Below are 12,345 nucleotides of genomic sequence, written 5' to 3' on the forward strand. Positions count from 1 at the left end.
TCGAGGTCGACGCCCAGGGCGGTGCCGGGGACGATTTCGTCCGCACCGGGACAGCCGAGCACGATCCGGGCGATGGAGCACACCGACGACCACCTCACCCGAGACGAGGTCCGGGCCGCCGTCTCCGCTACACCTGCGTCGCCGCGACAGTCGTCGTGAGGAAACGTGAGAAAACATGAGAAAGGGGGCGGCCCCCGCGGTACTGCCGCGAGGGCCACCCCCTGACGCGCATCGCACGCCCTCACCACTACGCACCCTCACCTGGATTCCGGTGCCTCGGACTCGGCCGCGACGACCTTGCGGGGGAATCGCCGCAGCCGGTTGCGGTCCGCCTCGGACATGCCTCCCCAGACGCCGTACTGTTCTGGGCCGCTCATGGCGGTCCAGGCACAGGCCTCGATCACGGGGCAGTGCGAGCAGACGGCTCTCGCCTCCTTCTCGCGCGCCTGTCTGTCCCTGCCCCGCTCTCCGGGCGGAGAGAAGAAGAGGGAGCTGTCCATGCCCCGGCAGAGTGCGTGCCGTTGCCAGTCCCAGTAGGCCAGCAGCGGGCGATGGGGGTGGATCATGACACTTCCTCCCGGTGACGGACCGATCCGGTGCAGATCATCCTCACCGCCGGGCCGGCGTCGCGGCTTCGGTCGATTGGCTGATGGGCGGACCGAATGTGGGGAAGCGCGCGGGGGAGGGAGGCCGTGCCGAATGCCGGTCGGTACGCCGTTCGTTGCGTCGATTGACCGAAGCAGGCCGGGCCGGCGCCGGAGCAGAGTGGCGGCAGCGCCGATTCCGTCACGCTCCGTGGGATCGGGCACTTCCCCGGAGGACAAAGGCATGACCATGGCCAGGTTCGCGACGACCCCCCTCTTCTGGCGAGCGCTGCTGGCCGTCGTCGTCGGAGTCGTCTCGCTGGCGCGGCCCGGCGTCACCGTGGAGGCGTTCGTCGTCGTGTTCTCCGTCTATGTCCTCGCCGCCACCGGTGTTGACGCCGTGCGTGCCTTCGGCAGCGAACGCGTCGCCCCGATCGCCGGGTGCCTGCTCCTCGGCGCGCTGTTCCTGGCCGTGGCGTTCGGCTCGCTCGCGGGGCCGGTAGCCACGGCGCCGTTGCTGGCGGTCTGGGTCGCGGGCTGGGTGTCGGTCACCGGAATCCTTGAGGTGGCCCTGTCGTTCCGGCACGACGAGAGCGCTGAAGGACGGGCGATGTGGCTGCTGAGCGGTCTGGTGTCGATCCTCCTCGGGATCGTGCTTGCCGCGCGGCCCGGCGCCGGCGCGGTCACGCTTGCCTGCGTGTTCGGCGTCTCCAGCATCCTGCAGGGGGCCCTCGTCCTCATCGGGTCCGCGAGGATCCGCCGCTTCACGCCCCACGCGAGGCGAATCGCCCGGTCCTGATCCCCCTCGGCACGCGGCGAATGCCGCGGCGACCATGTGGCCGGTCACTGCCGGTGGGGTTGATTCCTGTGGGCGGAAACATGGACTGCGTTTCCCGCACCGGACATGATCTTTCCGGAGCGCCGAGCGGACAAGGGAAGCCGGCGCTTTCCCGCCGGGCGCCCCGACACCGTTGTCGACCGCCGGCAGGGGACAGGTCCAGGCGTCGCGGAGGCGGACCGGGGCGGCGGCGGGAGCAACTCGGCGCCCCGGTCGTCCGCCCAGCTTCCGCACGGCAGGCGGCGCCGGGCCGAGGACCGGCTGTGGGCCGGGCCTTGATCGTCGCAGATCGCACAGAAGCTAAGGATGCTTTTTCTTGTCGACCCATCATGATTTCCCGGACAGGCAGCCTCATGGTGGGAAGCCGGCGAATCCGCGACCTGGAACGGAACTGTCCGGGCGCACGGCCGAGCTGGAACTGATGGACTCACTGCTCGCCAGGCTCCATCCCAGTCGCCCCGGCCTGCTGCTGCGCGGCGCTCCGGGGGTGGGGAAGACGGCGCTGCTGGACACCGCCGCAGCACGGGCCGCGGACATCGGAATGCGCGTACTGCGCGCCTCCGGCGTGGAGTTCGAGGCCGAGATGGACTTCTCGGCGCTGCATCAATTGCTCTACCCGGTGCGCCGGCATGCCGACCGCCTCGGCGACCACCACCGCGACGTCCTCGACCGGATCTTCGGCCTCGCGCCGGGACCGCCGCCGGAACCGCTCGCCGCTTCGACGGCCGTACTCGCCCTGCTCGGCGAGGTCACCGCCGAGCGTCCGCTGCTGATGATCGCCGACGACGTGCCGTGGATCGACCACGCCAGCGCGACCGCGCTGCGGTTCGTCGTCCGCAGGATCGGCGACGACCCGATCGTCTTCCTCGCCGCCATGCGGACCGGGGCGGACCACCTCGGCGACCAACTCCATTTGGTCGTGCACGAGATCGGGCCGCTGGACGCGCAGGCGGCAGCCGAGTTGCTGGACGCTCGATGGCCGGGGCTGGGGCCGTCGGTGCGGCGGCGGATGCTGGCAGAGGCCGCGGGCAACCCGCTCGCGCTGCGGGAACTGCCGGCGGTGCTGAGCAGCCGGCAGCGCTCCGGCCAGGACCCGCTTCCGGCGCTCATGCCCCTGGCCGGCCGGCTGGAGGCGGCCTTCGCGGCGGCTGTCGAAAAGCTGCCCCCGCCGACCCGAAGGGTACTTCTCCTGGCCGCGCTGGAAGCCGACGCCGGCCTGACCACGATAAGGAAGGCGGCAGGGGATTCCGCGGGCGCCGACGACCTCGTTCCGGCGCGGCGAGCGGACCTGGTCCAGGTCCATGCGGGCGTCGGCCGTCTGTCGTTCCGCCATCCGCTGATCCGCGCCGCGATCGTGCACCTGGCATCCCCGGGTGAACGCCGGACCGCGCACCACGCTCTGGCCGCGGCCATGGCCGACTCCTCCGAGCGCCGGGCGTGGCATCTGGCCGAGGCCACGACCGGCACGGACGAGACGGTGGCCCGGGCGCTGGACGAAGCGGCGCTGTCCGCCTGGCGCCGCGGCACGGCGTCCGGCGCCGCGGCCCGGGCGTCGGGCGAGGCGGCCGCCTCCGACCGGCGGCGCTTCGCAGCGCCCGCCGCGGTGGCCGCGCTCATGCGGGCCGGTGAACTCAGCCCCCATCCGGGGGACCGGTCCCGCCGGCTGGTCGAGGCCGCGTACCTCGCGACTTTCACCGGTCAACTCGACGACGTGTCAAGACTGCTGGCCGACGCGGGACAGGCACTCGACACGCCGACCGGGCTGGTCTTCGCCGCCACCGCCCACCTCCTCACCAACGACGAGGGCGATGTCGACTCCGCATACCGGCTCCTGGCCCGGGCGCTCGACACCGACACCGCCCAGAACGACGACTGGGACCACTACGGCATCCTGTACGCGCTGCTGCTCGTCAGCCTCTATGCCCTCCGCCCCGAGCCGTGGGAGCTTCTCAAGACCGCGATGGACCGGTTCGAACCGGGTGCGGTGACCCCGTTCCGACTGTGCTACGACGCGTACGTCGACCCCACTCGAGCTCCCGATGCGTTGCGGAAGGGCCTCGCGGACGCCTTCACGGCGCTGCCTGCCGACGCGGCACCCTGGGAGCTGATCCCCCTGGCCTTCGCGGCGGTCGCAGTGGACGCCCTGTCCGACTACAGGTACCTGGTCGCCCGCATGATCGAACGGGAACGCGACGGCGGCGCGATCGCCATGGTCGTTCCGGCTTTGATGCTGCTCTGTCACGACTCCTACACCCGCGGGCTGTGGGACGAGGCCGAGAACCTGGCACGGGAGGGGTTGGATCTGGCAGTGGCCTACGGCTACCACTTCTGGGAGCGGCAGATCCGGGCCCTGCTGGCAACGGGCGCGGCTCTGCGCGGCAACGTGGATCTCGCCCGGACCGGCAGCGAGGAGACCTCGACCTGGGCGGCGCCGCGCGGCATCGAGGTGACGGAGGGGTACGCCCGGTCGGCTCGCCACCTCGCGGCCATCGGCCAGGGCGACTACGAGGAGGCCCATGTCCAAGTGGCCAGGGTCGATCCCTCCGGCGCACCGAGCGCAGGCGTCCCGGGCCGGTGGATGCTCCTGGACCTGGTCGAGGCGGAGGTCCGTACCGGCCGCACGGACCAGGCCCGCGCCCATGTCACCGTGGCACGGGAGGCGGGCAGCCACCGCATCTCCCCCCGCATCGCGATGATCACCGCCGGGGCAGCGGCCGTGGCCGCCGAGGAGAAGGAGGCCGGCCACCTGTTCGAAGCGGCCCTGTCCCTGCCTCAGGCGGCCCGCTGGCCCTGGGAACACGCGCGCATCCAGCTCGCCTACGGGCAGTGGCTGCGCCGCAACCGCGACCCCCGCGCCCGCCAGTACCTGAGCGCCGCCCTCGAAACCCTGGAGCGGATCGGCGCGAATGCCATGGCCCACCGGGCCCGCAACGAGCTGCGCGCCGCCGGGGTCGCTACCACCACCACGACGGGGCACGACGCACTGGCAGTCGTGTTGACCGTGCAGGAACGGCAGATCGCCGAGCTGGCGGCCACCGGCCTGACCAACAAGCAGATCGGCGAACGTCTGTTCCTGTCACACCGCACGGTCGGCTCCCATCTGCACCGGCTGTATCCCAAGCTCGGGATCACCTCACGCGCCGCGCTCCGCGCCGCCCTGGAGGCGATGGCACCGGCCGAGCACGACGAGGCCCCCGTGTGGGCGACCTATGACTGAACACCGCCGCATCGTTTGACCCGGCGCCTTCGTCGTGCCGGAGGCCGGCGCCGTCCCGCCTCGAAGACCAGGAAGCGGGGGCCGCTCCGGCAGTACCGTTGAGGGAGGCCAACCTCATCGGCGAGCTGGAGAAGACCTTGCTCGACACGGGGATCGACACACAGATCAGTGCCCTGGCGACCGTGTTGCTCGACCGCGTGGGGGAGCTGGCGAAGGAGATCGCGGCGCGGATCCGCGCCGTCGCGCCGAGCTCCCACTACGAGGTGGTGCCCGCGGAGGAGCTGGAGGAGGCTTGCCGGGCACACCTGTGCAACGCACTCCAGGCGCTGTCCGGGCAGGCACCTTTGGACACCGAGGCCGCGGCCCGCGTCGGCCGCCGCCGAGCCCAGGAGAACGTGCCGCTTCCCTCCGTGATGACGGCCTACCGCGTCGGCGTGAAGTCCTTCTGGGAGGCAGTGGTCGCGGAAGCCCTCAGGACATCCCTGGTGGGGAGCGACCAGCTAGTCGCGGCGGCCTCGGCGATCTGGGAGCTCCAGGACGCCATCACCGAGGGCATGGTCTCCGGATACCACGACGCGGCGTCCCAGCGGCTCCTCGCCGGCGAGCGGGAACGTTCGGCGCTGGTGGAGGCGCTGCTGGAGGGCAGGAGCATGGACGTCGACGCCGTGTGGTCCGCGGCGGAGGTCCTGGGCGTACCGCGCAACGGCCCGTTCACCGTGGTCGCCGCGGAGGTACCGGGGATAGGCCGGCAGGCCCTGCCGGAGGTCGCGGCCATCCTGAGCCGGCGCGACATCCGGTCCGGCTGGCGGCTGCGCCCGGATCTGGAGCTGGGGATCGTGTACCTGCGTACCTCACGGGACCTGGACGACCTCGCCAGGGTGCTGCGGCAGCACGCACAGCTGCGCGTAGGGGTCAGCCCCACCTATGACGACCTGTGCCGCACGGGGGACGCTCTGCGCTTCGCCAAGGTCGCCATGCGCGGCGGCGACGCGGAGAGCGGCGCCGTGACCTTCTTCGACGACTCCCCGCTCGCGGTGGCCTCGGCCGGCGCACCCGGCGTCATGGCCCGCGTCGCCAGCAATGTCCTCGGTCCCATCGAGGCCCTGCCGGCCGGCGAACGCGATGTGCTGCTGGACACCCTGGAGGCCTGGTCGGCCTGCGGCGGATCGGCCGAGGAGGCCGCCAAGCGTCTGTACGTTCACCCCAACACCGTGCGCATGCGCCTGCGCCGCATCGCCGAGCACACCGGCCGCTCCGTGTCCGATCCCCGCGGAATCACCGAACTCTCCCTCGCGCTGTGCGCGGTGCGGCAGACACCGAACCACTCGTCCTCGGAACCGGCCGGTAGCACCGGTAGCACGGAGCCGGCGGACGGCTGAGCCGGCCGGGATCGCTCCCGGCCGGCATGGTGCGTCGTCCCGGCGACCATCGCCGTTCGTCCGCGTCAGAGCGCCTCCGGCAGAGCTGCCGTGCCGATGCCCTGGTGCACGCGGTCGAGGAGATCGGCGTACGCGGCGATCATGCGCGTGCGGCTGAAGCGTTCGCGGCTGTGGGCCAGCGCGGGGGCGAATTCCGCTTTGCGGCCGAGGGCGTCGACCCAGGCCGACATGATCGCTTCGGGGTCGGGCGGCGTGATGATGCCGTGTCCGGTGACGATCGCCGCGGTGTCGCCGACGTCGGTGGCGACCGGGATGGCGCCGCACATCATGCCCTCGATCAGGCACAGTGGCGCCGCCTCCCCCGAGGAGGACGTCAGGGCCACCACGTCGCCGGCCGCGTAGACGGTCTCCATGTCGCTCCGCACGCCGAGCAGGTGCAGCCGGTGGGGAGGCTGCGGACCGTCGCCGAAGGCGGCCTGGATGTCCTCACGCAACGCGAGGTTGGCCGGGGTCATGCCCGCGCCGCACATCAGCACGTGCCCGGCGGGCTCGTGCCGGAGCCACGCCTGCGCGGCCTCCAGGAACAGCGGCACGTTCTTCATCGTGGCGTACCGCGCGGCGTAGACGACCACCGGCGCGGACTCCGGGATGCCGAGCGCGGTCCGCAGCCGGGCTCGCCGATAGGGGTCGGGCTGGAAGCGCAGCAGGTCCACGCCGTTCGGGATGACGTGCAGCAGTTCGCCGGGAACCCCGGCGGCCTGGTACGCGTCCCGGGTGGACTCGGCGCAGCAGACGGCGGCCGCGATCGTGCCGCTCGCGACGGCGGCCTTCAGCTCGTCCAGGGCGGCGCCCTGGTTCTCCGGGTCGGAGCGGTGCAGGCAGACCACGACGGGCCGCAGCGGCAGGCCGGCCTGATTGAGCAGTTCGAGGGGCTGCTCCTTCAGCGACAGAATGATGTCGGCGGCCGCCGTCGCCCTGGCCGTCGTGGCCAGCTCCGGCCCGGTGAAGGCCGTCGGCCCCCCGGTCAGGCCGAAACTGCGGCCCAAGGAGGTGACTTCCACCCCGGCGGCCGTCAGCGACCGGTAGCAGGCGTCCTCCTCCATCGGCTGGCGCGTGGCCTCGCGGTGCACCTCCCCGTGCATGCTGAGCACGCTGTGGTGCTGGCCGCCCTCGCGTAGTCCGAGGACGACGTCGCTGTGCAGGATCCGGGCTCCGCCGGAGAAGAAGCCCTCATAAACCGAGAGCACACGCAGTCCGTGCGTCACACGCACACCATCACCCGCCTTGCGGAAGTACTGAACGACCCCCGTGATCTGCGGGTTAGGCGATATCTGGGGGGATGGAGATGACGTGGGGCTGAACGCGGCCCATCGCCTGGACGTACGATCGGCTGTCTCCGGCCCAACAACCTGAGCCGGGACCTATACGGTACAAGTCGGGCCCCGCGAGGTCACCCAGGCTGTTCGAACTTCGGTGGGTTTGCCCGGTGGGGGCGGCGATCCGGGCGGGGTCGTGCCGCCGGATGTGCCGAGTGGGCCGGGGCTCGGCCGGGGCGTCGGCGCGGGTATCGATACGGGCATTTTCCAATAAATCGTACATACGCTCCGAAATGGGTATGAAACCTCCGTGGCGAGCAGCCGGGCAGTCGCAGGCCGCGACCGTGAGGTCGTCCCCACTCGTATCCTGGGCGGCGATCTGGCGGCCGTGCTCTATTCCGCGCTCCGCGAGGCCGCGAACCTGCTGGACGCCGCCGCGGCGGCCGTCTACCTGCTGGACGAGGACAGCGGCGAACTCAAGGCGGCCATGGTCGGCGGCAGCCCGCCGCCGGTGTTCATGCTCCCGGGACACATGGCGCTGGACGCCCCCTACGCCTCCTCGCGTGCCCTGGGCGCCGGAGCGGTCGTGGTGATGACCGATCCGGATCCGCAGATCGAGGATCTCTACGATCTGCCGTACTACCCCTATGCCATCGCCGCGGCCCCGCTCATCGCCGGCGGCCGGCGCTTCGGCGCCCTGTCCGTCCTCCGTCCGGAGACCCACGGCGAGTACGGAGCCGACGACCGCGCGCGGCTGGGAGGGGTCGGTGACCGGCTCGGGCGGGCCCTCGCCGCACTCGTCCGGCACGGCGCGGAGATCGTGCCGGGGCACATGCCCGTCATGGTGCCCATCGCCCGTGCCGACCCCGCCGAATGTGACTACCACGTGGCCGGAGACCCCCCTTGGGGGGTGCGCGGCGTCCCCGGTTCCGCGGGGCTGAGCCTCATGTACCCCTTGCGGCGGCTGTCCGATCTGCTCAACCAGGCCACGACCATGGACCAGGTCGTCGGGGCGGCGCGGTACTGCGTCATGGATCCGTTCCAGGCCAAGGCCCTGGTGCTGGCGTCCGTCGGCCAGGGCCGCCTCTGGGTCGTCGGGCACAGCGGGGACTCCTCGGACCTGGCGCGCAACCTCCACGGCAGTGGGCTGCACAGCAGGGAACCCGCGGCGCAGGCGGTCCGGCGGCGTGCGCTGGTGGTCTCCGGCGATTGCGGTGCGCTGGCCGTGGAACGCCGGCATCCCGATGACGGGTCGCCCTCCGCCGCTTACCTCCCCCTCGTCGGGAACCGGCACGTCGTCGACCTGCCCTACATCGGGAGGGACAGCGTCGTCGGCGTGTGCTGCCTGGAGTTCGGCGGCCCACGCCGCCTCTCGCCCGAGGAGAGGGCCGTTCTGACGATGATGGCGGGTTCGGTGGGCCCGGCCGTGGAACGGGTGGAACTGACCCGCAAGCGGCACGTACTCGCCGAGAACCTGCAGAAGAGGCTGCTCCCGCCGGTGCTGTCCGAATCACCCCGGCTGACGACCACGGCCCGCTACGAGCCGGCCTCGGCCACGTCCGAGGTCGGCGGTGACTGGTACGACGTGATCGAGCTGCCGGGCGGGCGGGTCGTGCTGGTGGTGGGCGACGTGGAGGGCCACGCGATCGAGAGCGCGGCCGTCATGGGCCAGTTGCGCGGTGCGGTGGTGGCCTACGCGACCGAGGGGCACCGGCCGACCGCGGTCGTCGACCGGACCGGCAGGCTGTTCGCCAGGCTCGGCACGGACCTGCTCGCCACCTGCTGCGTCGTCGCCCTGGACACCGCCGCAGGCACGGCCGAAGTGGCCCTGGCGGGCCATCCACCGCCCCTCGCCATGGGCCCCGACGGAGGCGTCACCGTCCTTCAGGCTCCGCCCAACGTGCCGCTCGGTGTCTCCGTCCCCGCCCCCTGCCGCTCGCGGAAGCACACCCTCGTGCCGGGTTCGGTGCTCATGCTGTACTCGGACGGGCTGGTGGACGCCTGTGCCCCGGACCCCACCGCCGCCGCGACCACGCTGCTGCGTACCGGCAGCGCCGCGGCAGGAGGCAATCTCGAAGAGCTCGCCGACCGCGTGGTCGCTCAGATGCCGGGGTTCCACCACCGCCGTGACGACGCCGTGCTGCTTCTGGCCCGTTATGAGGGCTCCGACGTCCGGGCGGCGTCCCGGACGGGACACCTGCACCTCCAGGGGCACGACCTGCTGGGGGTCAAGACGGCCCGGGGCTTCGTGGACGACGCGCTGCGCGCCTGGGGCCTGGAGGAGATGTCGGAGGACCTTCAGCTCGTCGTCTCCGAGGTCGTGACCAACGCCCTCATCCACGCGGGCAGCGACGTCGAGGTGCGGCTGCGCGTCCTGAGGGACAACATCCGCATGGAAGTCCGGGACTCCGACAGCGAACCGCCCGTGCCGTCGGCCTTCTCCCTCACCGAGGAGGGAAGTGCCCAGGCGGAGTCCGGACGCGGTCTCTTCCTCGTGGACGCCCTGGCCAGCGCGTGGAACAGCTCGCCCAGCGGGCGCGGCAAGACGGTCTGGCTGGAGATGGCGATCCCCGGAACCTGAGGCGCCCGTGTTCGTTGCCGCTACCAGGGCGGCGTCGCGGTGCGGTGGAAGTCGGCTGCGGCGACAGTGGCGGGGACACCGGGTTCGGCGGCGAGGTCGGCATGGCCGTCGTTGGTGGAATCCGGCGCGATGACGTCCTGTAGTGGGCTCGGGCTTCGTCTTCGGTGTGTCCGCCGAGGAACGTCCGGATGATGTGCCGTACCGTGGTGCCCGGGTCGTTGCGGATGACCTGAGCGCGCGCCGGTGGTCTCGTACGACGGCATGCAACCGCGGGGTCGTCCGGGGGATCGCCGTTCGCCGCGCATGTCGCGGGCGTTGCGGTCATGGCGGGGTACCGACGAAGCGGGTGGGCCGGTCCTGGGAGTTGTGCCCGACACCGACTACGGCGAGGAGACCTTCACCCTCGACGAGGACAGCATGCTGGTCATGGTCACCGACGGGGTGGTCTAAGGACCGGGCCTCACGCTGGAAGCCGGACTGGAGCGAGCCGGAACACTAGCCGGCGAAGCCGTCCACGACGGACTCAACGCCGAGGAGACCGCCGACCGCATCCTCGACGCCGCGGCCGCCGTTAGACCACCTCGACGACCTCGCCGTGCGGGTCGTCCGACGCACATGATGGAAGGCTAGGCGCCCCAGAACGCCTCGGTCCTGCTTCCGACGAGGTGAGGGCCCATCGGACCCGCACCACCATCTTCCCCACCTGCGCGTTCGACTCCAGGTAGCGATGCACCGCCGACATCTCGTCCAGGCCGTCGAAGACCCGGTCGATGACCGGGCGGATCGCGCCGAGGTCAGTCCCGAGGTGACGAACGCCATCGCCGGGCGGACGCCCGCATCGTCGGGGTGGGTCTCCGCGGTGACGCCGTACCCGCGCAGGGTCAGGCCGGTGGAGACGGCGGTGAGCGCGGGGAGTTCGATGGGGCGATCCGGATGGCGGTGAGGACGACGCTACTGGACGCCGCGATCCACAAGTCCCAAGCATTGCTCGGACGTGTGTGGCAGTTAGCTGGGTACCCACCAAGCCGGAGCGCATGCCACGGCGGCATCGACCATGTCTTCCTTCGTGACTGAGGGGTCGTTGAGCCATGCCTTGACGGCGCCGGCGAATCCATGGGCCATGAACTGGGCGATCACGTGGCGGTTGGCATGGCGAAGCTCTGAGGGATCACTGCGCGCCATGAACGCCAGGGTGTAGTCGTTGAAGTGGCGCACGAGCGCCTCGTACACACCGCTGTCCGCCGGATCCCCGAGGGAGAGACTGTAGACCGCCCGGAACCGCTCGACGTGGTCCCCCACCACCGCCGTATTCATGCGAAGCAGCTCGACAGCCGAGTGGCCGCCCTGCGACCTCTCGTCCTCTAGGCGGTGGCCACGGTCCAAGTCGGCATAGAGAACCTGAATGAGCAGGTCCAGCGGGGTGCCGTAGCGATTGTAGAAGGTTGCTCGAGTGACCCCGGCACGGTCGGCCAGTTCGGCGACGCTGATCTGAGAGACCGGCCGCTCCGAGGCGAGTTCCACAATGGCCCGTTCGAAGGCCCGAATCGTCCGGGTGATGCGGGGGTCGGTCCGCCTGTTCAGTGCACTGCCCTCCTGTCGGCCCGCGAACACGCTGCCACCCGGTGCCGGGAACGTTTCGCCGTCGTGCCCTGGACCCATATTGCGCCATGACACAATCGATGCTTTTATACACCTGTCAAATATAATCTTGAAGGGCACATACATGACCCCCCACTCGCCACTCTCCGCCCAGGAAGCCACCGACCGACTGGCCATCCGTGAACTGATCGACGCCTACGCGCACTGCGCCGACCGGCGAGACGCGAAGGGTCAAATGACCCTGTTCACCGAAGACACCCGTTTCCTGGTGTTCATGGACGCCACCGCGGCAGAGCCGACGCAGGAACTGCAAGGACGCGAGGCCCTCGCCCCGGTATTCGACAACCTCAACACCTACCAAGCGACTACGCACTTCAATGGTCAGAGCACCATCTCCCTGGACGGAAACCGGGCGAGCGGCGAGAGCTACTGCCTGGCCCACCACATCTCGGTCGATGGAGATGGACAACGCACGATCATGATCGCCTCCATCCGTTATCTCGACCAATTCGCCAAGGATGCGGGCGGCGAGTGGCTCTTCGCCGAGCGCCGACTGATGGTCGACTGGACCGAGACGCGCCCCTCCACGTCGTGAACGCCCGGGCCGGGTCGCGCCCGCATCTCCGCGCCCCCTCAGCGCTGCGTGCGGGCGGCGGGACCGCGCCGGTCACGAAACGGCCGGACCAGATGCTGGCGCTCGGCGTCGGCGCACTTCTGCCGGCCAGGGCCTAGGTCGTGTCTCATAATTGATCTTGTGGTGGGGCGAGGAGAGATAACGGACTCGGCGTGGTCGCGGATAGAGCCGCTGCTTCCGCAGAGCGACGGTGTTGG

At 70.9% G+C, this 12,345-nt stretch carries 10 protein-coding genes; 6 read left to right on the forward strand and 4 right to left on the reverse strand.

Going from position 1 to position 12,345, the window contains the following annotated elements:
• Positions 1 to 257: 257 nt before the first annotated feature.
• Positions 258 to 566: a WhiB family transcriptional regulator gene (locus ACFWVC_RS37670; RefSeq protein WP_384298768.1), complete on the reverse strand. Its 309-nt coding sequence runs from the start codon at positions 564 to 566 to the stop codon at positions 258 to 260.
• Between the two features lie 262 nt (positions 567 to 828).
• On the opposite strand from ACFWVC_RS37670, the gene ACFWVC_RS37675 reads away from it, so the two are divergent.
• The 3 genes from ACFWVC_RS37675 to ACFWVC_RS37685 all read left to right on the forward strand — a co-directional run bounded on the left by ACFWVC_RS37675 (position 829) and on the right by ACFWVC_RS37685 (position 6,018).
• A complete protein-coding gene (locus tag ACFWVC_RS37675) occupies positions 829 to 1,383 on the forward strand; it encodes an HdeD family acid-resistance protein (protein ID WP_384298773.1) in 555 nt (184 codons plus the stop codon).
• A gap of 355 nt (positions 1,384 to 1,738) precedes the next feature.
• Entirely contained in the window at positions 1,739 to 4,639 is a 2,901-nt protein-coding gene (locus ACFWVC_RS37680; RefSeq protein ID WP_384298776.1) for an AAA family ATPase, read from the forward strand.
• A gap of 98 nt (positions 4,640 to 4,737) precedes the next feature.
• Positions 4,738 to 6,018 (forward strand): PucR family transcriptional regulator, encoded by a 1,281-nt coding sequence (locus tag ACFWVC_RS37685; RefSeq protein WP_384298779.1) that lies wholly within the window; start codon positions 4,738 to 4,740, stop codon positions 6,016 to 6,018.
• Between the two features lie 65 nt (positions 6,019 to 6,083).
• Here the strand turns inward: ACFWVC_RS37685 and ACFWVC_RS37690 are convergent, their stop codons facing one another.
• Positions 6,084 to 7,265, reverse strand: a complete 1,182-nt coding sequence (locus tag ACFWVC_RS37690; RefSeq protein WP_384298794.1) for a glycosyltransferase — start codon at positions 7,263 to 7,265, stop codon at positions 6,084 to 6,086.
• Between the two features lie 379 nt (positions 7,266 to 7,644).
• Between ACFWVC_RS37690 and ACFWVC_RS37695 the strand changes: the two genes are divergently transcribed.
• Positions 7,645 to 9,915 carry a SpoIIE family protein phosphatase gene (locus tag ACFWVC_RS37695; RefSeq protein ID WP_384298782.1) on the forward strand — a complete coding sequence of 757 codons (2,271 nt, stop codon included), beginning with the start codon at positions 7,645 to 7,647 and terminating at the stop codon, positions 9,913 to 9,915.
• A gap of 303 nt (positions 9,916 to 10,218) precedes the next feature.
• Positions 10,219 to 10,365: a SpoIIE family protein phosphatase gene (locus tag ACFWVC_RS37700; protein ID WP_384298785.1), complete on the forward strand. Its 147-nt coding sequence runs from the start codon at positions 10,219 to 10,221 to the stop codon at positions 10,363 to 10,365.
• Positions 10,366 to 10,486: 121 nt separating this feature from the next.
• On the opposite strand, the gene ACFWVC_RS37705 is transcribed toward ACFWVC_RS37700, so the two are convergent.
• Together ACFWVC_RS37705 and ACFWVC_RS37710 are read right to left on the reverse strand one after the other, a co-directional pair.
• On the reverse strand, positions 10,487 to 11,005 hold the full coding sequence (locus ACFWVC_RS37705) for a zinc-binding dehydrogenase (protein ID WP_384298788.1): 519 nt from the start codon (positions 11,003 to 11,005) through the stop codon (positions 10,487 to 10,489).
• A complete protein-coding gene (locus tag ACFWVC_RS37710; protein WP_384298797.1) occupies positions 10,921 to 11,526 on the reverse strand; it encodes a TetR/AcrR family transcriptional regulator in 606 nt (201 codons plus the stop codon). The genes ACFWVC_RS37705 and ACFWVC_RS37710 overlap by 85 nt, the downstream gene beginning before the upstream one ends.
• 112 nt (positions 11,527 to 11,638) lie before the next feature.
• Between ACFWVC_RS37710 and ACFWVC_RS37715 the strand changes: the two genes are divergently transcribed.
• On the forward strand, positions 11,639 to 12,109 hold the full coding sequence (locus ACFWVC_RS37715; protein ID WP_384298791.1) for a nuclear transport factor 2 family protein: 471 nt from the start codon (positions 11,639 to 11,641) through the stop codon (positions 12,107 to 12,109).
• Positions 12,110 to 12,345 lie beyond the last annotated feature (236 nt).

It is taken from the genome of Streptomyces sp. NPDC058691, assembly GCF_042714775.1.
Classification (GTDB): Bacteria; Actinomycetota; Actinomycetes; order Streptomycetales; family Streptomycetaceae; genus Actinacidiphila.

Coding starts and splice junctions, on each gene's coding strand:
- ACFWVC_RS37670 (WP_384298768.1), bottom strand. CDS start 566: ATGATCCACCCCCATCGCCCGCTGCTGGCCTACTGGGACTGGCAACGG.
- ACFWVC_RS37675 (WP_384298773.1), top strand. CDS start 829: ATGACCATGGCCAGGTTCGCGACGACCCCCCTCTTCTGGCGAGCGCTG.
- ACFWVC_RS37700 (WP_384298785.1), top strand. CDS start 10,219: ATGTCGCGGGCGTTGCGGTCATGGCGGGGTACCGACGAAGCGGGTGGG.
- ACFWVC_RS37705 (WP_384298788.1), bottom strand. CDS start 11,005: ATGGCTCAACGACCCCTCAGTCACGAAGGAAGACATGGTCGATGCCGC.
- ACFWVC_RS37715 (WP_384298791.1), top strand. CDS start 11,639: ATGACCCCCCACTCGCCACTCTCCGCCCAGGAAGCCACCGACCGACTG.